The organism is Anaerobacillus sp. (assembly GCF_046314235.1).
In the GTDB taxonomy this organism is placed as follows: domain Bacteria; phylum Bacillota; class Bacilli; order Bacillales; family Anaerobacillaceae; genus Anaerobacillus.
Map to the genome: position 1 here is coordinate 238,008 of NZ_JBKBWN010000003.1, position 21,056 is coordinate 259,063.

Genomic DNA, 21,056 nt, shown 5'->3' on the forward strand with positions numbered 1-21,056 from the left:
ACTTTACAAGTTATTGTTGACAATTTGGGCAGTAAAATGTTTTTTTAGAAGAAATCATCTCTAAAAGGATTTTCGAATTACATTTAAAACAGGGCTGACCTTCGCGATCATAGACGAGTGTTTGATAGCATCCTGTTAATTGGTCTCCTTTAAAGAAAGGATCATCCATGTAACCTCCTTGGTTAATCCCACGGTTTAGTGCTGAGATCACCCCGTTGAAAAGGTTAGTGTTCTCAAATTCATTTAGCTCACTCATTTTTCTAGTTGGAAGCAATTTAGCGTCGAAACAGATCTCATCAGAGTAACAGTTTCCAATACCGGCGATGAAGGACTGGTTGACTAACGTCGTTTTTAACATTCCCCTACGAGATTTAATATGCTCTAGAAATGTTGACAACGTAAAATGCTGATCAAGTGGTTCTGGCCCAAGTTTAGCAAACTCTTCTTTTAATTGTTGCTCATCGAACAAATGAAGGTATCCAAGACGAAGTCCGATGAAATACAACTTTCCATTGGGGAATGTGAGGATAATTTGTTTTGTTCGTTCTGGCTGATCTTCGTCATTCCCGAAATACATCCAGCCGCCAAGCATTAAATGAAGAACTAGATTTTTACCGGAGTTTAGTTTAAAAATAAGGTGTTTTGCTCGTCTCTCAACAGCAATTACAGAAGTGTTTTTTACTTCCTGAGTAAATAGATCGGGGGCAACATTAATGGATTTTTCACGGTTAATTTCAACATTAGTTATTAGTTTGCCTTGTATCTTTTCATTTAAGAGTCGTTTGTACGTTTCCATTTCAGGTAATTCTGGCATCAGTTCGAGCTCCTTGAATTTAATGTTGCTTAGTATTTGTTATTTTTAAGAAAATATTTAGAAGTGGGTTGCATGGTTTTCGCCTCCGTAATCGCTGAGTTTTCTTTATACAATTTCTATATTTAGTAATAACTTCTCTGGAAATAATGTATAATCATGATAGTTAGGAAAGAAATTTGCTAATTTTTATAGAAAAACAGAGATTTATGTTTTATTATTGAGTATATAGTAACAGGTAATTAGTAGCACCCTTATAAACTGACTGATAATAATTTTTTACTGGAGGGGAATTATGAATAGTTTAAGAGTGGCAGTATGTGATGATTCGATGTTAGTAAGAAAGAAATTAAGAGCTAGCTTAGAGGAACTAGGGATGAATGTGGTTATTGAGGCTTCCGACGGTTCTGACATAGTTGAAAAATTAAAAGGGACAAATGATATTGATGTTCTTTTCTTAGATATTGTTATGCCAAACAAAACTGGTATTGAAGCTTTAGAGGAATTAAAAAACGATGAACGTACGAAAGATATCAATGTTGTCATGGTAACATCTGTAGGGACTTCCAAACATGTGAAAGAAGCGGTAAAGCTAGGTGTGTTTGACTTCATGCAAAAACCGGTAGACGTTAACGTGTTAAAAACGATTTTACAGAGAGTGAAAGGGGAGTAATCCACATATGTTTAGTAAATATTTTGGTAACTTCTTATTAAACAAAGGAATTATCACGAGCCAGCAATTAAACGAAGTTTTCCAAGAAGAAAAAAATACTCATGTAAAATTAGGGATTCTAGCTTTAAATAAAGGGTTTATGACACTTCAACAAATTGAAGAGGTCAATGAAGCACAAATGTCCTCCGATAAACGATTTGGTGAAATCGCCATAGATAAAGGCTATTTAAGTATAGATAAGCTTGAGGAATTATTAACTGGACAAAAAAGTAGCTACTTACTATTGAGTCAGATACTGTTAGATAAAAATATTTTAACAATGGCGCAAATTAGTAAACATTTGTTTAATTATAAAAATGAAAACGGATTAACGAATGAAGACCTTCAAGAATTAACTAGTGATAATGTTGAAAAAATCATATCAAGCAGTTTACAATTGAAAAACTCGACGTTTGAAGAATATCTTGTTTTATTAGCGAAAAATATTGAAAGACACTTACATGAAAAAACATTTGTAGAAAAAGTCAATGAAGACTTGATTAATGACTATCCATTAATCGCCTTCCAAAAGATCACTGGTGAGTACAATCTTGATACGTATTTGATGTTAAAAGAAAGCGACTTTATAAAAATTGCATCGATTTTTGCAGAGGAAGTAATCACTGAAGTCGATGATTTATGCATTTCAGCCATTTTAGAGTTTTTAAATCTACATAATGGTATTTTCGTTGTCAATGAAGTGGACAAAGGTTTTGATATTGACTTAGAAGTACAATGTATGGCCGAAATTACTACTCTTAGGGATGAAATGAGCTATTTCAAGTTTACATTTGCAGACATGAGCATCGTAGTTGGATTGAAGAAAAATTAAAAAACGTGGCGCACCTATATTTTGGGGTATGCGCCATGTTTTTTTATGAGCTAATCTAAAAGATAATAGCTCAAAACCGAGCGATGATTGAACTAGCGAAAACCCTTCCCAAGATCTTCCAATTAAAGGTTGCTTGATTTACAAATGGTTAAATGTGGTATGCTCAACAATGACGAAGATAGGCATAATAAGCATGTATAACTTTGAAAGGGTGGTATGTTTATATGTCATTAGAATGGTTTGATCGAGTTTGTAGCGAGATGCAAGACAACTTAGAGTCGATTTGTGAGGATTATGATGAAATAGGACATATGCGAATTGATAGAGCGTCTAAACACCCAAAGATCGAATTTTATGTTGAGTTTGAAGAAGATGATCGAGAAACTTTTTGCACATTATTTTTTGATCCGCATAATGAAGAGTTTTACATGGAGGAGTTCGACTTAACAACCGGGGAAACATATCGACAATTGCTACCTGATATTGAGGAAATCCTTGATGCTATTCATGAAGTTTTCCACAACTTTATGGATACAGAAGTTGAAGAAATTGACGAAGATGAAGAAGATGATCTTTATGACGAAGACGATGATGATGTTGAAACTCAAGTGTACACAGACGGTGGCGAATATGATGTTATCGTTGACGTTGAATGGACAACTCCCGAAGTCTTAGCTTATTCATACTTAGACGAGGTAGAGGTTACTTATAAATTTGGAGTTGTGAAAGAAACTGGTGATGGCATCCTTCATCGTATAAATCGTATTTTTACAGAAAATGACGAGACGATTGAAGATGAAACGAACTTTATTTTTAGTAAAGAAGAAGCCGGCGCTATCATTGAGTTAATCGAAAATAACATGGACATGATGGAAGGTTTTGATCCTTCTTAAGCATCGGAATGATAAGTGTTTTTAATTGAGTCTCTTTTATAGAGGCTCTTTTTCCTGTAGTTGTCATTTTTTTGTGAGGGTACAATGTTCTTTTCACTTTGATCGATTGAAGTATGTCCTGATTAGGGATTACGTTCGAAAGGAAACAAGGATGCAAATATTTGAATATTTCCCCCTTTGGACGTAAACTTAAAAAGTATCGTTATACATATTTAAGACCTGTTTATTTGAGAAATCACTGGGGGACTTTATGTTTAAAGTATTGTCGTTTTTAAAGTCTTATAAGAAGCCAATTTATATTGCATTATTTTTAATGCTTGTAGAATTATTTGTTGAGTTATGGCACCCATTGTTAATGGCGAAAATTATCGATGATGGAATTTTAAAAAATGATCTGTCAGTGGTCTTGATTTGGGGAGGCTTTATGATGGGCTTATCTCTCATCGGGTTTGCTGCAGGGATTGTTAATTCGTTTTACTCAGCTCATGTTAGTCAAGGATTTGGTTATGATGTCAGAGCAGCCTTGTTTGATAAAATCCAATCATTTTCGTTTGCGAATTTAGATCGATTTCCAACTTCATCCTTGATTACGAGGCTAACAAATGACGTGAATCAAGTCCAAGGGCTAGTTTTTATGGGGTTACGTATAATGGCGAGAGCGCCGTTACTGATTATTGGTGGAGTAATAATGGCGTTATTTGTCAACTGGAAGCTTGCGTTAATTCTAGTTGTAACGATGCCGTTGTTATTTATATTTATGGTTTGGTTAATGGCACGTGGAGTAGCTTTGTTTAAGTTAGTTCAAGAAAGACTCGATGCTGTAAATAGTGTCATGCGTGAAAATCTAGCAGGAATGCGATTAATTAAAGCTTTTTTGAGGAAGAAGCATGAACAAAATCGTTTTGCTAAAGCGAGTCAAGAATTAAAAGATAATACAATCGGCGCTTTAAGGTTGATCGAATTAACGATGCCAGTGTTGTTATTAGTGATGAATATAAGCATCCTTTTTATCTTATGGTTTGGAAGTTTTCAAGTAACAGCCAATGAAGCTAACATTGGAGAAATTGTAGCCTTAGTTAATTATGCAACAAGAATTATGTTTGCCTTTTCTGTGTTTTCATTTATTCTAATGAACCTTGCTAGAGCTAAAGCATCTTCTAGTCGGATTGCAGAAGTGTTAGAAGTAGAGGTGGATTTAGTCGATGGTCAAGGGTCACCCTTACTTAATGATTTATTTCACGGCAATATTAAGTTTGATAATGTTTCTTTTCAATATCCAGATACGAATGAAGAAGTATTAAGAGATCTGAATTTTGAGGTGAAGAACGGTGAAACAGTAGCGATCCTTGGAGCGACAGGTTCTGGTAAAACATCGCTGTTCCAATTAATTCCGAGGCTTTATGATACAACCGTTGGTGCGGTTACGATTGACGGCCACAATATTAAACAGTTGAAATTAACATCTTTACGTAACCAAATTGGGTTTGTTCCTCAAGAAGCTAGGCTTTTTTCGGGAACGGTAAAAGAGAATATATGTTGGGGCAAAGAGGACGCAACGATGGAGGAAATTGTTGATGCCGCAAAAGCAGCTCAAATCCATGAGACGATAGAAAAGCTACCTAATCAATACAATACAGTTATTGGGCAAAAAGGAGTTAATCTTTCTGGTGGACAAAAACAGCGTCTTTCAATTGCCAGAGCTTTAATTCGAAAACCAAAAATATTACTGCTTGATGATAGTACTAGTGCTTTAGATTTACAAACCGAGGCAAAAATTTTAGAGGCCATTAAGGGACTATCGTGCACCACGATGATCATCACACAAAAAGTCAGTACAGTGAAACTTGCCGACAAAATTTTATTGCTCGAAGATGGGATGATTGTTGACAAAGGCGATCACGAATCGTTGTTACAATCAAGTCACCTTTACCAGAAGATCTATGACTCCCAATATCATGAGGTGGTGGTTAACAATGGCTAAGCATTCGCATTTAATGAAAGAGGGCCCGTCACCGAAAACAAGAGATATTTTGGGTACGATTAAAAGAATATGGATTTATTTATCTGAGAAGAAAGCCTTAATAAGCTTTGTGCTAATGTTAGTAGCTGTAAGTGTTGTTCTATCGTTATTAGGACCTTACTTAATTGGGGTTGCTGTAGACAACTACATTGTGTCAAGAAATAGCGATGGACTTCTATATTTATTAGTTTTGCTAGCCATTATTTATAGTTTTAATTCAATAGCGATATGGCTCTATAATTATTTTATGATTAGTATCGCTCAAAATACAGTTTATCGAATGAGAAGGCACTTATTTCGCCATCTTCATAGACTACCAATTAGTTATTTTGATCAAAAACAGCACGGAGAGTTAATGAGTAGACTTACGAATGATATGGAAAATGTTAGTCGAACATTAAACAGTTCTGTCATTCAAGTTTTTTCAAGTGCTCTTACGCTAATTGGTACGATTGCTTTTATGATTTATCTCAGCCCATTGTTAACGTTGATTACGTTAACGGTAATTCCTTTATTATATTTTGGAATGAAATGGATTACGTCCCGAACTCGAAAGTATTTTCGTGAGCAACAGCGTAATTTAGGAGATATGAATGGTTTTATTGAAGAAACGATATCAGGTCAAAGTGTTGTGAAAACATTTTCTCAAGAAGACAAAGTAACACGGCAATTTTCTCAAAAAAATGAGCAGCTAAAGCAATCTGGTTACTGGGCACAAGCATACTCAGGGTTTATTCCAAAATTGTTAAATGTACTGAACAATTTAAGCTTTGCGATCATCGCACTTGCAGGAGGAATTCTTGCCATAAACGAACTTGTTTCTATCGGAGTCATTGTGACATTTACACAATATTCAAGACAATTTTCACGGCCGCTAAATGACCTTGCCAATCAATACAATACCCTTCTTTCCGCTGTAGCTGGTGCTGAACGGGTGTTTGAAGTTATGGATGAAGAAAAGGAAGAGGATGCCCAAGAATTACTAAATCTTAGGGAAGTAGATGGCGATGTCAAATTTAGCGATGTTTCATTTTCTTACAATCAGGATGGTAAAACCATTTATAACGTCTCTTTTAAAGCGAAAGTTGGTGAAACCGTAGCACTTGTAGGCCCTACCGGAGCCGGGAAAACAACAATTATAAATTTGCTTAGTCGTTTTTATGATCCCAATGAAGGGGCAATAATGATTGATGGCGTAAATATAATGTCTGTTAGTAGAGAAAACCTTAGGCAACATATGGGCTTTGTATTACAAGATCCTTTCTTATTTCAAGGAACGATTAAGGAAAATATTCGCTATGGAAAACTTGAGGCAAGTGATGAAGAAGTGGTTGAAGCAGCGAAACTAGCAAATGCTCATTCTTTTATTACGAAGCTGCCTAAAGGTTATGATACCGTGTTAATTCAAGATGGTGGTGGAATTAGTCAGGGGCAAAAGCAACTACTTTCCATTGCAAGAGCGATCTTAGCGAGACCCAAAATTTTAATTCTTGATGAGGCGACAAGTAGTATTGATACAATTACCGAAATCAAGATACAAGAAGCGCTAGCACGGTTAATGGATGGTCGCACTAGCTTTGTAATCGCCCATCGCCTGAATACAATTCAGCAAGCAGATCAAATTATTGTCCTAAATGAAGGCCGAATAATTGAAAAAGGAACGCACGACTCTTTACTGAAAAACAAAGGCTTTTATTTTGACCTTTATCATGGCCATTTAAAGATTGATGCAATATAAGCAGTCTCCGTTTTGGAGACTGTTTTTACAAAAAGGTAGGGAGAGATTAATTATGTCATGGCAGTTAAAAACATTTGCTGAATTAACAAACGATCAATTATATACCCTTTTGAAGGAACGGATTAATATTTTCGTTGTTGAACAAAATTGTCCTTACCCAGAACTAGATGATTTGGATCAAAATTCTTATCATCTTTTTTTTGAAAAAGAAGGTGAGGTAATGGCGTATTGTCGAATTTTACCTAAAGGGTTAAAGTACGATGAAGTGTCAGTTGGTCGAGTGATTGTCAAAGAAGCCTATCGTCGCAAGGGAATTGCTTCAGAATTAATGAAGCGGGCTATTGAGTTTGTTCAAAGCGAATTAAATGAAACTGAAATAAAAATCCAAGCTCAAGACCACTTACGGCAGTTTTATCGTTCATTTGGATTTAAGCCGATTTCAGAAACTTATTTAGAAGATGGAATTCCCCATGTTGATATGATAAGAAATTCGAGCACCATGAAGGAACTATAAAAAAATTGCTCGTGTCGTGCTATTAGTAAACAGATAATGAATGTCGAGGTGGGTACGCTGAAGCACTATCCTATTAGTCTTAGTTTAGAGAAAAAGTTAGTTGTAATCGTTGGTGGAGGTGTGATCTCCGAACGGAAAGTACGAAAACTATTAGGTACTGGCGCAACTATAACCATTATTAGTCCAGAAATCACTGAAAATATTAAGGTCTTTGTTAATGAAGGTAAAGTAGAATGGAAAAACAAATTATTTTCTGATGAGGATATCTCAGACGCTTTCCTAATCATTGCAGCAACAAATTCAAAACATGTAAACAGACAAGTGTATGAAGCATGTAATGAACTACAATTAATTAGTGTAGTTGATGATCCTCATATGGGGAATTTTATTGTACCGTCAACATTAACAAGAGGAAAGCTAGCAATCTCCGTTTCAACTGGTGGCGCAAGTCCCGGTTTAGCAAAAAAAATCGTCACAGATTTAGCTAAACAATATGACGATGTGTATGAGTCTTACCTTGATTTTTTGGCAGAATGTCGTGGTGAAATTCAAAACGTAATTGCTGATTCGAAAGTGAGACAAAAAATGCTGAAAGTGTTACTTGAACCTGTTTTTTTTGAATATACGAAAAGTAAGTTATATAAAGAGAGACAAGAGCTCTTTTTACGGCTTTTAAACAGTAATGGTGAGATTGAGGGATAGAAAAAAGAGACCAGAAGCAATGGGCTTCTGGTCTTATTCTATCCAGCACCTTTTTTCTTTTATTTTAACAAGTAATAAGCGAAAGTGCATAATATAGCATTTGGAATATATTACATACTGAAAATTCTAACACAGCAATGCTTCGGATCATTTTCCAGTTGTGGCTGTGTTTCGAATGCAACCCGATTAATTTTCAAAAATTTCTACACATAGAAAACGGAGAAGTAGTCAAACTATAATTGGAAGAAAAAACTGTTTCTTTCAATAAAAAGATATGGAGGATTCCAATGATAAAACGTGTAGTATTGGCAGTGTTACTATTTTCTTTTTGTCTTCCGGTAGTTTCTCATGCTCAAAACATTCAATTTTTTAAAGAACCACCGTTTGAGCATTATAAAGTTTCACGTGGTGACTCGTTCTGGTTTATTGCTCAACGGTATGGCCTTGACTATCGAGAGTTAATGAGGTTGAACCCTGAAATTGAACCGAGAAATATGCATGTAGGAGAAGTTATCCGATTAAAGCCATCAGCTGAACACTCAAGTACATTTGAAGATCAAGTTGTGTCATTAGTAAATCAAGAAAGACGTAAGGCTGGATTAAAGCCACTTACACATAGAGCTGATGTAAAAAATGTTGCACATAAAAAAGCTGAGGACATGATTAAATCAAACTATTTTTCACATAATAGCCCTAACTATGGGTCGCCATTTGATATGTTAAAAACATTTGGAATTAGCTATCAAACAGCAGGAGAGAATATCGCTAAAGGACAAAAGACTCCAGAAGCTGTCATGAATTCATGGATGAATTCTTCAGGACACCGCGCTAATATTTTAAATGCCCAATATGATACAATCGGGGTTGGCTTCTATCACGGCGCTTGGGTGCAAATGTTTATTAAAGCTAGGTAATTGTAATAAAAAGCTGAAGCGCTTGCTAATGCAACAAAAATGACCGTCACCAAGTGAGCGGTCATTTTTGTTTTATCGCATTAATGTTGTAAATTTCACAATTGAAAGTGTTAAATAACACCGTGAGCGATCATTGCATCGGCAACTTTCTTAAAACCTGCAATATTTGAACCGACAACTAAATTCCCTGGGTAGCCAAATTCTTCGGCAGCAGTTACACTGCTACGGTAAATATTTTTCATGATTTCATGAAGCTTTGCATCAACTTCTTCGAAAGACCACGCAATTCTCATACTGTTTTGCGCCATTTCTAGAGCTGACACGGCTACGCCACCAGCATTAGCCGCTTTTGCAGGACCAAATAAAACCTTATTATTTATGAATACGTCAATGGCTTCGAGTGTAGATGGCATGTTGGCACCTTCACCTACTGCCTTAACACCGTTAGCAACTAATAGCTTTGCAGATACTTCATCAATTTCATTTTGTGTTGCACAAGGAAGAGCAATGTCACATGAAGTTAACCAAATGTTAGAAGAACCCTCATGATATTCAGCTTCCGGATGATAGTTTACATACTCACTAATTCTTTTTCTTTCAACTTCTTTCAACTGCTTTACTGTTGCAAGGTTAATGCCATTCTTATCGTAAATATAGCCGTTCGAATCACTACATGCAACAACTTTCGCACCAAGCTCACGCGCTTTTTCGATAGCGTAAATAGATACGTTACCAGAGCCAGACACGACAACCGTTTTACCTTCAAAGCTATCGCCTTGATCTTGTAACATTTCTTGTACAAAATAGACAGTTCCATAACCTGTAGCTTCTGTACGACCTAAGCTTCCACCGTAGCCTAAACCTTTACCAGTTAATACACCTGCAGGATAGCCACCACGCATACGCTTATATTGACCAAATAGGTAACCGATCTCACGAGCACCTACACCGATATCTCCGGCTGGAACATCTGTATTAGGATCAATGTACTTAGAAAGCTCAGTCATGAAGCTTTGGCAGAAACGCATAATTTCGTTGTCTGATTTTCCTTTAGGATCGAAGTCAGCCCCACCTTTACCGCCGCCAATTGGTTGGCCAGTAAGAGAGTTTTTGAAAATTTGTTCAAAACCTAAAAACTTTATAATACTAGCGTTTACAGATGGGTGGAACCGTAATCCACCTTTGTAAGGTCCAATTGCACTATTGTATTGGACACGGAAGCCGCGGTTAACTTGTACGTTCCCTTGATCATCAACCCAAGGTACACGAAAAGAAATAACCCTCTCTGGCTCGACAATTCGCTCAAGGATATTTTGTTGAATATACTTTGGTTCGTTAGCAAGAATTGGTACTAATGAGTCAAAAACTTCCTTGACAGCTTGGTGGAACTCAGTTTCACCTGAATTTCGTTGTTTTACTTTTTCATAAACCTCATTAACATATTGTTTTGCAGTTTTAAACTGATCTTGTTTAATTTTTTCAATCGTAGCCATTTTAATTTTCGCTCCCCTTTTTATAAAAAAATTGATATGATAGAATTAGCTTGAATTTTTATTCAAAATTCCGATAATTTTACATAAGTAATGGTAGATTTTCTAACAGTTCCCCTGTGTATAATCATACAATTTTAGATTAATCTTAAACAATATATAATTTAGATGAAATCAATGCCACAATTAGATTGATTGGAGAAGAGGTTTTACGTAAATGGAATTGAGACAAATACAATATTTCATCGAAGTAGCAAAAAGAGAACACGTTACTGATGCTGCTAACATGTTGCACGTTGCTCAATCTGCTGTAAGTCGGCAAATTTTCAATTTAGAACAAGAGCTTGGTGTTGAACTTTTTATCCGTGAAGGACGAAATGTAAAATTAACTCCGATTGGCAGAGTATTTTTAGAGCATATGAAAGAAGCCGTACAAGTAATTGACAATGCAAAACGTGAAGTTGAGGAATTTTTAGATCCTGAGCGTGGAACGATTCGGATCGGGTTTCCTAGTAGTATGGCTAATTACACTCTACCTACAGTGATCTCAGTATTTAGAGAAAAGCATCCATTAGTAAAATTTAAATTAATTCAAGGTACCTATCATTATTTAACTGATGCGGTTGTTAATGGTGAGATCGATATTGCTGTTTTGGGTCCAGTACCTAAGGATGAGAAAAAATTGAAAAGTGTCGTGTTATTTCAAGAAAGGTTTGTCGCTTTATTGCCATCTAACCATCATCTTTCTGGTAACCGCACAATTAGTCTTAGTCAGCTCCGTGAAGATCAATTTGTATTGTTCCCTAATGGTTTTATTTTACGAGAAATCGTCGTAAATGCCTGTAAGCAAAATGGCTTTTTGCCAGATGTGTCTTTTGAAGGTCAGGACATCGATGCAATTAAAGGATTAGTTTCTGCTGGGTTAGGTGTCACGTTAATCCCTGAAATTACACTGATCGATAGTCACCCACGGTCGACGGTAAAAGTTCATATAACGGACCCAGAAGTTACACGTTCTGTAGGGATTATTATTCCTAAAGAACGAGAATTATTGCCAACAGAAAAACTGTTTTACAATTTTTTAAAGAATTTCTTTGCGATGTTAGGTGGGTTTAATAAGTAAAAGGCGATGTTATCGAGGGGGATCGTTATTCAAAGGATCGTTGGATTTCAAAGAAAAAGAGTATGGAAGCTCGGGCTCCATACTCTTTTTTCACCTATAAATCACGGATTATTATTTATTAATGACTTCATTTAAGTAACTAGAAGCCTGATCTTCTTCCATGTTATTAACTAGCACAAGTTCACTAATGAGAATTTGTCTTGCATTATTCAGCATTAACTTATCGCTAGTCCCTAGGGATTTCTTTTTGCTAATTCTGCTTAAGTCTCTGATTACCCGAGCGCCTTCGTAAATATCGCCGGTCTTCATTTTATCCATATTGTTACGGTATCTTTGGTTTGGATGAACCACTGTTTCAGTGTCTGAATCACTAGAAAATAAATTCAGTACATTTTCCATGACACTAGCATTGACGATCTCTCTTACGCCTAGTGTTGTTGTTTTTTGAGTAGGGATCATGACATGCAATTTTCCAAGAGATAGATTCATGATATAGTATTGTCGTTTTTCACCCAAAACTTCTTTCTCTTCAATGGCTTCGATTACACCTGCGCCATGCATCGGATAAAAAATCTTGTCACCTATTGAATACATAAGGCCACCTCCTGAATCAGTTATCTGTTAAGTATAACATGAATTGTTTGAAATGCAAAATATATTATATTATCATGAAAATGATATACGTGTCAATATCCATAAAAAGGTTTAATTGAAAAATTATTTTTCTTTAATTTTTAAGCCATAAGTCAGTGCAGTTGCTGACTTTCTGGATAACATATTAGCGCTTTATGTAAAAGTTAGATTTGATTTTCAGTTTACATTAAAGGGAAAACTAAGAGAGGTTCACAAATTGACAATTGGTTAACCATACTGTAGTATTATCCTTAATTCAAGATAATTAGATTCAAGATAATTTAATATAGAAAGAAGGAATGTTGAAATGAATATTCAAGTTTACAAACCAAGTCAACAAGCGATCGGGCAATTTGACGGGGGGAAAATTACTGAACAAAAACCGATTGGCTTCCCAGGTGAAGGATCTCATGTGAAACGAGTTGGACCGCTATTTTATTGGGCGTGGGCGAAAGCTGAGAAAGCGGGATATATACCACTACATCCACATCAGGCCTTTGAAATTATTACCTATGTAATAGAAGGGAAAGCGGAGCATGGTGACACATTAGGAACTAAAAGTACGGTAGGTCCTGGTGGAATTCAGATAATGCAAACGGGGTCTGGTGTTTCGCATGAGGAAGGTTTTGTCGGTCCTAATATGGAGGGCTTTCAAATCTGGTTTGAGCCGTTTGTAAAGGAAGCAGTTAAACGGAAGCCTTCATACACTCAATTTGCTCATGAAGAACTACCAACAGAGGTTAAAGAGGGATATCGCCTTAAGACGGTGATTGGCGAAGGTTCTCCAGTACAATTAGTTGCTGATGTCCAATTATTTGATTTAGAAATAAACGATGGTGAGAGCTTAGAATTTCCGGTGCCGGATAATTACTGCTTAGCGATGCTCGCGATTCGTGGCAATGGTGCTGTGAATGATACTGATTTTCAGCATAAAGATTTCATCGTTTTGACAGCTTACGGAAAGACTAATGCTCTTATTGAAGCAAAGAAGGGTGAAAAGTTACGGTTAATAGCGATACTCGTACCGACTGAGGTCGATTATCCGTTGTACCGAAAATAAGCGATTTTATAGTGGTCTTAATTGTTAAGATTTTACTAAACAATTGAGGCTACTTTATTTTTAAAATTTATTTCTCACTTCGATAATTTTTTGTCTTTGGGTTACTCAGCAAAACAAGTTCTGTCACAAAAAAGACTGAATGAATGCCGTAAATGGCACTTATTCAGTCTTTTTTAGATAGTTACTTATTTTGCGAAAACGTGATTTCCGATGGTGATTGTGTGCTGTCTTGTTGCATTCCAATGATTAGTAGCGATCGCTGGATTATAGAAGAATAATGATCCACGACCTTGGCCACGAAAGGCAATGGCTTCGTCAACAGCACGAATCGCAGCAGCTGTTGGCGTTTGATTGATTGAACCAGTTCTAACTGGTGTAAATTGACCATTTTGATAAATAACACTGTTGATCGTGTTAGGGAAAAGTGGGCTATCTACGCGGTTTAAAATAACTGTTGCTACGGCAACTTGCCCAGCATATGGTTCACCTTTTGCTTCCGCTGTCACTAATTGAGCCATTAAGCGCTTTTCAGCGGCTGTAACAGAAGAAGGAATAGTTAAACGTTCACCGACGAAAATAGTATCTCCAGTTTTATTGTTTGTTGCTTTAATTGCGTTTACTGAAACACCGTAGTGGTTAGCAAGTAACCATAAAGTGTCGCCACTTTTAACCGAATGCACGGTTGAAGCATCTGCTTGTTGATTTCCTACGAATAATAGAGATGTCGCTAGTGAAAAAGTGATAATTAGTTTACGCATTGTATAGTACCTCCGCTTAAATTCTATTAGTTTTTTTCTAGCACGTTTACTAGACTAACAGATTAGTAGAGTCGTTTCATTAGGAAAACGATGGGTTGATTTCCATTAGCGGAAAGAATGCGTGCCAAAGAGAAGTTAATTTTTGAGCAAGATAGGTAGCGAGGGCAATGACAACCTCAAATTTAAATATAGTTGGAAAGTCTTTTATAGCAATAACTAAAGCGGTTACAAGGAATTATATCGATAAAGTAGTTTGTCAGATTAGTTACCAAGTTTGTTGTAGTGAAAATTCAGAAATATATAATAACACTTAACAACCGATGTTAACGAAAAGTTAACTCGTAAAATTTAAAAAACAAGAGGAGTGTTGGGAATGGATCCTATCTATTTAATGAATAATGTGTGGATAATGATTTGCTTTACGTTGGTTTTATTAATGCAAGGCGGGTTTATCTTACTTGAAGCAGGGTCAACTAGAATGAAAAATGCAGGGCACATTGCCGGTAAAACGATTTTCACAGTCGGAGTCGCTTCTATTGTTTTTTGGGCAGTGGGATATGGATTTATCTATGGTGAAGGAAATAGCTTTATTGGTTTATCTGACTTTTTCTATGGTGACTTTACGAGTGTTGTTGATGGGTTAGCAGGTTCGGTTGATTTCATGTTCCAGCTCGCTTTTGCTGCCATTGCTTTAACAATCGCATTTGGAGGTTTTGCGGAAAGAGGCAAGTTATCAGCCTATGTCGTATTTGCCTTACTTTTCTCGGCACTTGTCTACCCAGTAGTAGCTCATTGGATATGGGGTGGAGGTTGGTTAGCTGGGCACGGTAAGCAAGATTTTGCTGGTTCAACGGTTGTCCACTTAACTGGTGCGATGGCAGCATTAGCAGCAACGATTGTATTAAAACCACGGATTGGTAAATACAACAAAGACGGTTCCGCAAATGACTTAGCTGGTCACAACCAAGTTTATACAGCACTAGGAGTTTTAGTTCTTTGGGTCGGTTGGTTCGGCTTTAACGCTGGTAGTACGCTAGGAGTCGATGATGCATTCTTTGGTTTTGTAGCATTAAACACGCAACTTGCAGCAGCAGCAGGTGCGATGGCGGCAATGTTTATTGTCTGGGCTGTGTCTGGAAAAGCGGACATTCCAACAACATTAAACGGAGCATTAGCAGGTCTTGTAGCAATTACTGCATCATGTGCGTTCGTTGCACCATGGGCTTCAGTCGTCATTGGTTTAATTGCTGGTTTAATTGTTTTCTTCAGTATGAAGTTATTTGATAAAGCTCGCATTGATGATCCGATTTTTGCTCTTTCTGTTCACGGAGTTGCTGGAGTATGGGGCACACTTTCAACTGGGTTTTTCGCAACACCTGAACTAGCGGCAATGAATGGTGGGCTGCCTGGATTGTTTTACGGTGGTGGGATTACACAATTAGGTGTGCAAACGATGGGGGTTGTGGCTTGTGGACTGTATGCATTTATTGTTTCGTATATTATCTTAAAGGTTATGGCAAAGACGATGGGTGGTATTCGTGTTACTGAAGAAGAAGAAATTATTGGTCTTGACTTAAGTGAGCACGGAAGCTACGGTTATCCTGAGAGTATGCCGGATAAAAACAAGCAAGGTGCTTAAAGTTAGTAATCTTGAGGGGATTGATGTCCTTGGAACACTACGAACAATTAAAGGCTTGGCGAAAAACAGAAATGGGCTTAGTGTCTTTAGATCATTTTCAGCTAAATGAATTTCACGATAAATTGATGAAAGAAACTGTACGAATTGCTTTAAAGAAAGTAGCAAGTGAGTGGGGTAAGCCTCCTGCTCACTTTGCTTTCTTTGTAATGGGTAGTGCAGGCAGAATGGAGCAATCCGTTTGGAGTGATCAAGATCATGGGATCGTCTATCATTCAGCAACTGACGATCAAGATTACTTTTTGAAAGTTGGCACAGAAATTTCTAAAGGCTTAGAGGAAGTTGGCTATGCACAATGTGAAGGTAATGTTATGGCTTCAAAAGCGCTGTGGTGCAAATCGAGAGATGAATGGGAAAGACAAATCATAGCGTGGCTCGAGGAAAACGATTGGGAATCACTTCGTTATTTTTCTACTTTCTTTGACTCTCGAGTGTTAGTCGGTGACAACGAATTATTATTTCGATTAAAGGAACTAGCTTTTACAAAGCTGGAGGAGGAACCATTTCTATATCGACGATTATATGAAAATGTTGGTTTTATTAAGAAAGGGATCGGAATTTTTGGTCAGCTACTTCCAGAGGAAAAAGGTCAAGACGCTGGAACGATTAATTTGAAGCAAACGATCTTTTTTCCGTATGTCAACTCCTTACGATTATTAGCTCTTCTAGAAAAAATCACTGATGCATCAACACTCGAACGATTTCAACGTTTACCAGACCATCTAAGTGATATGAAAGCTTATCAGGCTGATTTCTTAAAATTATTAAATTATCGATTGTATTATCAAAAAAATGCTGTAAGTTATCAAAAGGTTCATTTGCTTCAAGTGAATTCATTATCTTCTAGAGAGAGAGAAAGCTTAAAAGCAATGATGAAAAAAGGCCGAAAGCTGTTTAAAGAAACGAAAGAACTGATTGATCAAAGGTGTTCATTATGAATATGAACGAAATGATGCAATTTCTAAGGCAAATTCCAGGGAAATTAGGCGGAAATTCATATTCATCAATAGCAAATCAAAATGCCCCTAGTAATGTTGCATTTTTGAGACAATTACAACGTGAAATGAAAAGACAAGATGTGTTGGAAACGCCTTTTAAAGAGCTGAAGTTAGTTGTTTTTGATATCGAGACAACGGGTTTTCACCCTTATAATGGCGATCAAATATTATCAATTGGCGCAGTGAAAATTCATGGTGAAACGGTATTAGAAGAAGAAACGTTCTATTCATTAGTTTACAATGAAAAGGGGCCATCGCCAGAAATTGAAGCATTAACGGGAATATCAAAAAATGACTTATTAGTAGCACCTCCAATTGATAAAGTATTAACTGATTTTTTTCAATTTGTAAAAAGCGATCCGCTTGTTGCGCATCATGCAAATCACGAACGAAGTTTCATGCAGCATGCGACATGGTCGACATTAAAGACTCGTTTTGAACACCGGGTCATAGATACGTCTTTTTTAACGAAAATTAATGAACCGAACCTAAATTATGTTTCATTGGATGATTGGTGCAATCATTATGAAATTAGCATGAAAAGAAGGCATCACGCTTTTGACGATGCCCTTGCAACAGCGATGCTATGGGTGAAAAGTGTTCGCTTAATTAAAGAGCAAGGTTTTAACCATTTAAAGGATGTTTATTCTTATTTAGCTCGTTAGAAAGCAGTTGTCTTAAAAAAGCGGCATTAAAAAGGGGTGGAGGTGGCTTGGAAAATAATATCCCTCAGCACTTAGCGATATTTCCGATTAGTAACGTTGTCGAAATGACGAATTTAACAGCACGGCAAATTCGCTATTATGAAGATCAAGGCTTAATCACTCCTTTAAGGAACAAAGGGAATCAGAGGATTTTCTCATTAAATGATATTGAACGCCTTCTTGAAATTAAGTCTTATATTGATCAAAAAATCAATATTGCGGGGATTAAAGCAATATTTTCGTCAAAGACACAAGAGGAAAACGTTATCAATCGTGATTACTCGTTTTCCGAACGTGAATTAGACGAGATATTTAGATTTGTGCAGATGAGAATGGTTTTGTTCAATAAGAATAATAGTAAGTAAAGTGGCTCCTCCAAGTGAGTCACTTTTTATTTAGGAAGAAAGTACCAAGTATAGCTGAACAGACTAATATCTACATCAATTCACTATTGAATCTGAAACGCAGATATAACGAATCTTAGCGTAATCTTACCTGTAAACAACCTTTTTATAATAAAATGGTAAACAAAGGAACAGGAATAATGCAATCGCGATGAATTCAAGTGTTACTATATAATATGGATATGGGCCGAGCCAATCAAGGATGCTCGGTGTAGCGGGCTTCCTAGCTAAAAACATATAGTTTGCTCCAGTTACATGGTTTACTGTAAAGGCGACAACGGCAATACAGTTTAAAACAACGAATGATTTGAGCGCAGATTTAAAGGTAATCATGAATTTGCAGACCCATATCATATATAAAATCGCTAAAATAATCGCAAAATGTGCGATGAAATAGTGCAAAAATCTAAAATGTGGGAATGTGTAAAATAATTCTGGCGTAATAATTGCTTGAAAGGCGCCGCCGACTCCAAAAAAATAAATGATTTCAAACACTCTGTATGAACTGGTCACCAGCATATATGAGCTTGATAATAAACTAATTGTGCAAAGGTGTAAAGGTAAATTATAGCGTATATCCCACAAGCCTGTTGAAATACTCCAGACAAGTATACCTATTTCTGAAATAACAAGCGTACCGAAAAGGATCCATCTCGTTTGCTTCATAAATCGATGATTTCGGTAGAGGTAAAGCCAAACGACTAAAGCTCCAAATATGTAAAGTGCCATTAAATGTTCAAATGAAAGAAACAGGTTTCTGTCAATATGTTCACCGGGATTAAATATAAATGGTTTCATCTTGCACCTCCGCTTATAGTGTTCCTTATTTTTTGGCTTAATTCCAAATTTTTTTGGGTATTAATAAAAAGAAATTAAAAAAGAAGAGGTGAATGCTTGTGCAATTACGAGGTAAAAAGGTCATTCAACTTGTAAGTGATGACTTTGAAGATTTAGAGCTTTGGTATCCAGTACTTCGATTAAGAGAAGAAGGGGCGAAGGTTGATATTGTTGGTGAAGAAGCGAATGTAAAGTATGTAGGTAAGTACGGGGTGCCGATCGAGAGTGATTTAGCTTTTAGAGATATTAATCCGGATGATTATGATGCGTTATTAGTTCCAGGTGGTTGGTCTCCTGACAAATTAAGACGTTATGAAGAAGTTTTACAAATGACCAGATCAATGGAACACGAGAAAAAGCCTATCGGCCAAATTTGTCATGCTGGTTGGGTATTAATTTCCGCCGGGATATTAAAAGGGAAGACGGTAACAAGTACACCTGGCATTAAAGATGACATGATGAACGCTGGAGCTACTTGGCTAAACGAAGCGGTTGTTGTTGATGGGCATCTCGTTTCTAGTAGGCGCCCACCTGACTTACCTGATTATATGAGAGAGTTTATTAAAGTTTTAGCTGCAAAATGATCAATGAAGAGGCTGTTCCATAAGTTTCAGCGTACCTCGAAAGGATACTTTTAGAGAAGTGTTTGTTTTGTACACAAGCTCTTAGTAGCCAATGTGGCTGATACTTTGCTTATGGGAGAGCCTCTGTTTTTATGGTAATGTTATATGGTAGATATGATCGCTAGTAAGTCTACAGTAAATGATGTAAATCTTAGATTAGGTGAGAGGGTAGCATAGTTTTTGCTATTGGTGAGGTGTGTTTAATGATGGATAGTATTATTTTTGATTTAGATGGGACGTTATGGGATTCCAGTGATCAAGTACTAAAAATCTGGAACCAGGTTGTGAAAAAATATCCGGGAATTAATGAAATAACTATAGAACAATTAGCTGGATGTATGGGGTTGCAAAGTCAGGAAATCGGGCAAAAGTTATATCCCGAATTGAGTGTACAACAACAACAGAAAATTTTAACTGAATGTGAAGAAGTTGAGTGTCTATATTTAGCGGAAAATGGCGGAGTTCTATATCCAGAGCTAGAAAAAGTGCTAAAGCAATTAGCAAATAAATATAAGTTGTTCATTGTAAGTAATTGTCAAAGTGGGTATATTGAAGCTTTTTTTCAATTTCATCATTTAGAAAAATATTTTGTGGATTTTGAAAACCCAGGAAGAACAGGTCTGTCCAAAGGTGAAAACATCAAGCTAATTATCGAAAGAAACAACTTGCAAAATCCTGTTTATGTAGGAGATACAATGGGAGATTTAAAAGGGGCAAGATTTGCTGGAATTCCATTTGTTTATGCAAAGTACGGATTTGGAGAAGTTGAGGAATTTGATTATGTCATTGATAAAATTTCTGTTCTGCTAGAATTGTTTTAGACAACGTTGCACCAACTGCATCTACACATTAAAAATTCAAGATTTTGTTGAAAATAGCCTAAAATAAACAGAAAAAGTTGAAGATATTTTGCTAAAATTATAATAGGAATAGAAACAACTAAAGGTTAGACGGAAGGGTGTTATGCAGATGAGTTTAAATGAGGTCAGTAATATGAAAGAAACACATAAAACGTTAGTAGCTGTCGGGATCTTATCCTTTATAGGTTTTGCTTTATTAGTAGCTGTTTTAGCTGGTTTTTGGTTATACTCGATTAGCTGATCGAATTTATGAATTACACAATTTATAAAGAGTGATTTTTTCATAATAACGGGTTCCGTTCCTTATCGTAAACAAAGAAAATGTAAGGGGAAATGTCTATCAAATTGTTTCGTATTTTGATAGACATTTTTTGTTGTACATATTTCAGTACAAAATTTATTATTTTCATAGGATGTTTTTTTAGATCAAGTAACGTCAGTTTAAGGGGAGGAAATATACATGAAAAAGGTATTCATGATGGTTATTGTAAATACAACTATCCTAATATTGATAACATTTATTTATCTAAAGTTTAATGGTTATGAAACTTTTGGGGCTGTGGAAAACCCAAGCAAGAAGATTTTAATAAGGCATAATTTCATGGTTATATCTATAATTATTTTACTTTTTTCCGGTTTTGCTTCTTCATTTTTGATTATAACGAAACAGAAAACTAAAAGCTAACGGTGACACTGAATAAGTGATACAAGTTATGGTTCAGTTGATAAAACTG

The 21,056-nt window shown here is 36.2% G+C and carries 23 protein-coding genes; 18 read left to right on the top strand and 5 right to left on the bottom strand.

Annotation, left to right across the window (positions count from 1 at the left end; genetic code table 11):
* Positions 1-10: 10 nt before the first annotated feature.
* Positions 11-814 carry an Fpg/Nei family DNA glycosylase gene (locus ACK4M9_RS05265; RefSeq protein WP_409848546.1) on the bottom strand — a complete coding sequence of 268 codons (804 nt, stop codon included), beginning with the start codon at positions 812-814 and terminating at the stop codon, positions 11-13.
* 292 nt (positions 815-1,106) lie between these two features.
* Here ACK4M9_RS05265 and ACK4M9_RS05270 point away from each other — a divergent pair, with 292 nt between their 5' ends.
* From ACK4M9_RS05270 to ACK4M9_RS05305, 8 genes are all read left to right on the top strand, one after another.
* The gene (locus ACK4M9_RS05270; protein WP_409848547.1) at positions 1,107-1,484 is read left to right on the top strand and encodes a response regulator; all 378 of its coding nucleotides are present in this window, start codon (positions 1,107-1,109) and stop codon (positions 1,482-1,484) included.
* Positions 1,485-1,491: 7 nt separating this feature from the next.
* Positions 1,492-2,355, top strand: a complete 864-nt coding sequence (locus tag ACK4M9_RS05275) for a cyclic di-GMP-binding domain-containing protein, MshE-related (RefSeq protein WP_409848548.1) — start codon at positions 1,492-1,494, stop codon at positions 2,353-2,355.
* 224 nt (positions 2,356-2,579) lie between these two features.
* Positions 2,580-3,248, top strand: coding sequence for a hypothetical protein (locus ACK4M9_RS05280; protein ID WP_409848549.1), 669 nt, complete (start codon positions 2,580-2,582; stop codon positions 3,246-3,248).
* 250 nt (positions 3,249-3,498) lie between these two features.
* On the top strand, positions 3,499-5,229 hold the full coding sequence (locus tag ACK4M9_RS05285; protein ID WP_409848550.1) for an ABC transporter ATP-binding protein: 1,731 nt from the start codon (positions 3,499-3,501) through the stop codon (positions 5,227-5,229).
* On the top strand, positions 5,222-7,006 hold the full coding sequence (locus ACK4M9_RS05290; protein WP_409848551.1) for an ABC transporter ATP-binding protein: 1,785 nt from the start codon (positions 5,222-5,224) through the stop codon (positions 7,004-7,006). The genes ACK4M9_RS05285 and ACK4M9_RS05290 overlap by 8 nt, the downstream gene beginning before the upstream one ends.
* 52 nt (positions 7,007-7,058) lie before the next feature.
* Positions 7,059-7,520: a GNAT family N-acetyltransferase gene (locus tag ACK4M9_RS05295; protein ID WP_409848552.1), complete on the top strand. Its 462-nt coding sequence runs from the start codon at positions 7,059-7,061 to the stop codon at positions 7,518-7,520.
* A 36-nt stretch (positions 7,521-7,556) separates the two neighbouring features.
* Entirely contained in the window at positions 7,557-8,222 is a 666-nt protein-coding gene (locus ACK4M9_RS05300; RefSeq protein ID WP_409848553.1) for an NAD(P)-binding protein, read from the top strand.
* Positions 8,223-8,509: 287 nt separating this feature from the next.
* Positions 8,510-9,136, top strand: a complete 627-nt coding sequence (locus ACK4M9_RS05305) for a CAP domain-containing protein (protein WP_409848554.1) — start codon at positions 8,510-8,512, stop codon at positions 9,134-9,136.
* 110 nt (positions 9,137-9,246) lie between these two features.
* Here the strand turns inward: ACK4M9_RS05305 and gdhA are convergent, their stop codons facing one another.
* Positions 9,247-10,629 carry an NADP-specific glutamate dehydrogenase gene (gene gdhA / locus ACK4M9_RS05310; RefSeq protein ID WP_409848555.1) on the bottom strand — a complete coding sequence of 461 codons (1,383 nt, stop codon included), beginning with the start codon at positions 10,627-10,629 and terminating at the stop codon, positions 9,247-9,249.
* Between the two features lie 214 nt (positions 10,630-10,843).
* Between gdhA and gltC the strand changes: the two genes are divergently transcribed.
* A complete protein-coding gene (gltC, locus tag ACK4M9_RS05315; RefSeq protein WP_409848556.1) occupies positions 10,844-11,749 on the top strand; it encodes a glutamate biosynthesis transcriptional regulator GltC in 906 nt (301 codons plus the stop codon).
* A 111-nt stretch (positions 11,750-11,860) separates the two neighbouring features.
* Here gltC and ACK4M9_RS05320 read toward each other — a convergent pair whose 3' ends face one another.
* Entirely contained in the window at positions 11,861-12,343 is a 483-nt protein-coding gene (locus tag ACK4M9_RS05320; RefSeq protein ID WP_409848557.1) for a CarD family transcriptional regulator, read from the bottom strand.
* Between the two features lie 346 nt (positions 12,344-12,689).
* Between ACK4M9_RS05320 and ACK4M9_RS05325 the strand changes: the two genes are divergently transcribed.
* Positions 12,690-13,442: a pirin family protein gene (locus ACK4M9_RS05325; RefSeq protein ID WP_409848558.1), complete on the top strand. Its 753-nt coding sequence runs from the start codon at positions 12,690-12,692 to the stop codon at positions 13,440-13,442.
* Positions 13,443-13,627: 185 nt separating this feature from the next.
* Here ACK4M9_RS05325 and ACK4M9_RS05330 read toward each other — a convergent pair whose 3' ends face one another.
* Positions 13,628-14,200: a cell wall hydrolase gene (locus tag ACK4M9_RS05330; RefSeq protein WP_409848559.1), complete on the bottom strand. Its 573-nt coding sequence runs from the start codon at positions 14,198-14,200 to the stop codon at positions 13,628-13,630.
* Between the two features lie 373 nt (positions 14,201-14,573).
* Between ACK4M9_RS05330 and ACK4M9_RS05335 the strand changes: the two genes are divergently transcribed.
* From ACK4M9_RS05335 to ACK4M9_RS05350, 4 genes are read left to right on the top strand one after another with little or no spacing between them, the layout of a single operon-like run.
* A complete protein-coding gene (locus ACK4M9_RS05335) occupies positions 14,574-15,839 on the top strand; it encodes an ammonium transporter (RefSeq protein ID WP_409848560.1) in 1,266 nt (421 codons plus the stop codon).
* Positions 15,840-15,868: 29 nt separating this feature from the next.
* Positions 15,869-16,834: a DUF294 nucleotidyltransferase-like domain-containing protein gene (locus ACK4M9_RS05340; protein ID WP_409848561.1), complete on the top strand. Its 966-nt coding sequence runs from the start codon at positions 15,869-15,871 to the stop codon at positions 16,832-16,834.
* A complete protein-coding gene (locus tag ACK4M9_RS05345; RefSeq protein WP_409848562.1) occupies positions 16,831-17,559 on the top strand; it encodes an exonuclease domain-containing protein in 729 nt (242 codons plus the stop codon). The genes ACK4M9_RS05340 and ACK4M9_RS05345 overlap by 4 nt, the downstream gene beginning before the upstream one ends.
* Positions 17,560-17,606: 47 nt before the next feature.
* Positions 17,607-17,963, top strand: a complete 357-nt coding sequence (locus ACK4M9_RS05350; protein ID WP_409848563.1) for a MerR family transcriptional regulator — start codon at positions 17,607-17,609, stop codon at positions 17,961-17,963.
* Positions 17,964-18,089: 126 nt separating this feature from the next.
* On the opposite strand, the gene ACK4M9_RS05355 is transcribed toward ACK4M9_RS05350, so the two are convergent.
* Positions 18,090-18,800: a YwaF family protein gene (locus tag ACK4M9_RS05355; protein ID WP_409848564.1), complete on the bottom strand. Its 711-nt coding sequence runs from the start codon at positions 18,798-18,800 to the stop codon at positions 18,090-18,092.
* A gap of 98 nt (positions 18,801-18,898) precedes the next feature.
* Here ACK4M9_RS05355 and ACK4M9_RS05360 point away from each other — a divergent pair, with 98 nt between their 5' ends.
* From ACK4M9_RS05360 to ACK4M9_RS05375, 4 genes are all read left to right on the top strand, one after another.
* Positions 18,899-19,423, top strand: coding sequence for a type 1 glutamine amidotransferase domain-containing protein (locus ACK4M9_RS05360; RefSeq protein WP_409848565.1), 525 nt, complete (start codon positions 18,899-18,901; stop codon positions 19,421-19,423).
* A gap of 242 nt (positions 19,424-19,665) precedes the next feature.
* On the top strand, positions 19,666-20,283 hold the full coding sequence (locus ACK4M9_RS05365) for an HAD family hydrolase (protein ID WP_409848566.1): 618 nt from the start codon (positions 19,666-19,668) through the stop codon (positions 20,281-20,283).
* A 148-nt stretch (positions 20,284-20,431) separates the two neighbouring features.
* A complete protein-coding gene (locus ACK4M9_RS05370) occupies positions 20,432-20,563 on the top strand; it encodes a hypothetical protein (protein ID WP_409848567.1) in 132 nt (43 codons plus the stop codon).
* Between the two features lie 219 nt (positions 20,564-20,782).
* Positions 20,783-21,007 (top strand): hypothetical protein, encoded by a 225-nt coding sequence (locus ACK4M9_RS05375; protein ID WP_409848568.1) that lies wholly within the window; start codon positions 20,783-20,785, stop codon positions 21,005-21,007.
* The last annotated feature ends 49 nt before the right edge of the window (positions 21,008-21,056 follow it).

What these genes read in the sequence shown, in the direction of transcription:
- ACK4M9_RS05265 (WP_409848546.1), bottom strand. Translation starts at nt 814, where the DNA reads ATGCCAGAATTACCTGAAATGGAAACGTACAAACGACTCTTAAATGAA.
- ACK4M9_RS05270 (WP_409848547.1), top strand. Translation starts at nt 1,107, where the DNA reads ATGAATAGTTTAAGAGTGGCAGTATGTGATGATTCGATGTTAGTAAGA.
- ACK4M9_RS05275 (WP_409848548.1), top strand. Translation starts at nt 1,492, where the DNA reads ATGTTTAGTAAATATTTTGGTAACTTCTTATTAAACAAAGGAATTATC.
- ACK4M9_RS05280 (WP_409848549.1), top strand. Translation starts at nt 2,580, where the DNA reads ATGTCATTAGAATGGTTTGATCGAGTTTGTAGCGAGATGCAAGACAAC.
- ACK4M9_RS05285 (WP_409848550.1), top strand. Translation starts at nt 3,499, where the DNA reads ATGTTTAAAGTATTGTCGTTTTTAAAGTCTTATAAGAAGCCAATTTAT.
- ACK4M9_RS05290 (WP_409848551.1), top strand. Translation starts at nt 5,222, where the DNA reads ATGGCTAAGCATTCGCATTTAATGAAAGAGGGCCCGTCACCGAAAACA.
- ACK4M9_RS05295 (WP_409848552.1), top strand. Translation starts at nt 7,059, where the DNA reads ATGTCATGGCAGTTAAAAACATTTGCTGAATTAACAAACGATCAATTA.
- ACK4M9_RS05300 (WP_409848553.1), top strand. Translation starts at nt 7,557, where the DNA reads ATGAATGTCGAGGTGGGTACGCTGAAGCACTATCCTATTAGTCTTAGT.
- ACK4M9_RS05305 (WP_409848554.1), top strand. Translation starts at nt 8,510, where the DNA reads ATGATAAAACGTGTAGTATTGGCAGTGTTACTATTTTCTTTTTGTCTT.
- gdhA (WP_409848555.1), bottom strand. Translation starts at nt 10,629, where the DNA reads ATGGCTACGATTGAAAAAATTAAACAAGATCAGTTTAAAACTGCAAAA.
- gltC (WP_409848556.1), top strand. Translation starts at nt 10,844, where the DNA reads ATGGAATTGAGACAAATACAATATTTCATCGAAGTAGCAAAAAGAGAA.
- ACK4M9_RS05320 (WP_409848557.1), bottom strand. Translation starts at nt 12,343, where the DNA reads ATGTATTCAATAGGTGACAAGATTTTTTATCCGATGCATGGCGCAGGT.
- ACK4M9_RS05325 (WP_409848558.1), top strand. Translation starts at nt 12,690, where the DNA reads ATGAATATTCAAGTTTACAAACCAAGTCAACAAGCGATCGGGCAATTT.
- ACK4M9_RS05330 (WP_409848559.1), bottom strand. Translation starts at nt 14,200, where the DNA reads ATGCGTAAACTAATTATCACTTTTTCACTAGCGACATCTCTATTATTC.
- ACK4M9_RS05335 (WP_409848560.1), top strand. Translation starts at nt 14,574, where the DNA reads ATGGATCCTATCTATTTAATGAATAATGTGTGGATAATGATTTGCTTT.
- ACK4M9_RS05345 (WP_409848562.1), top strand. Translation starts at nt 16,831, where the DNA reads ATGAATATGAACGAAATGATGCAATTTCTAAGGCAAATTCCAGGGAAA.
- ACK4M9_RS05355 (WP_409848564.1), bottom strand. Translation starts at nt 18,800, where the DNA reads ATGAAACCATTTATATTTAATCCCGGTGAACATATTGACAGAAACCTG.
- ACK4M9_RS05365 (WP_409848566.1), top strand. Translation starts at nt 19,666, where the DNA reads ATGATGGATAGTATTATTTTTGATTTAGATGGGACGTTATGGGATTCC.
- ACK4M9_RS05370 (WP_409848567.1), top strand. Translation starts at nt 20,432, where the DNA reads ATGAGTTTAAATGAGGTCAGTAATATGAAAGAAACACATAAAACGTTA.
- ACK4M9_RS05375 (WP_409848568.1), top strand. Translation starts at nt 20,783, where the DNA reads ATGAAAAAGGTATTCATGATGGTTATTGTAAATACAACTATCCTAATA.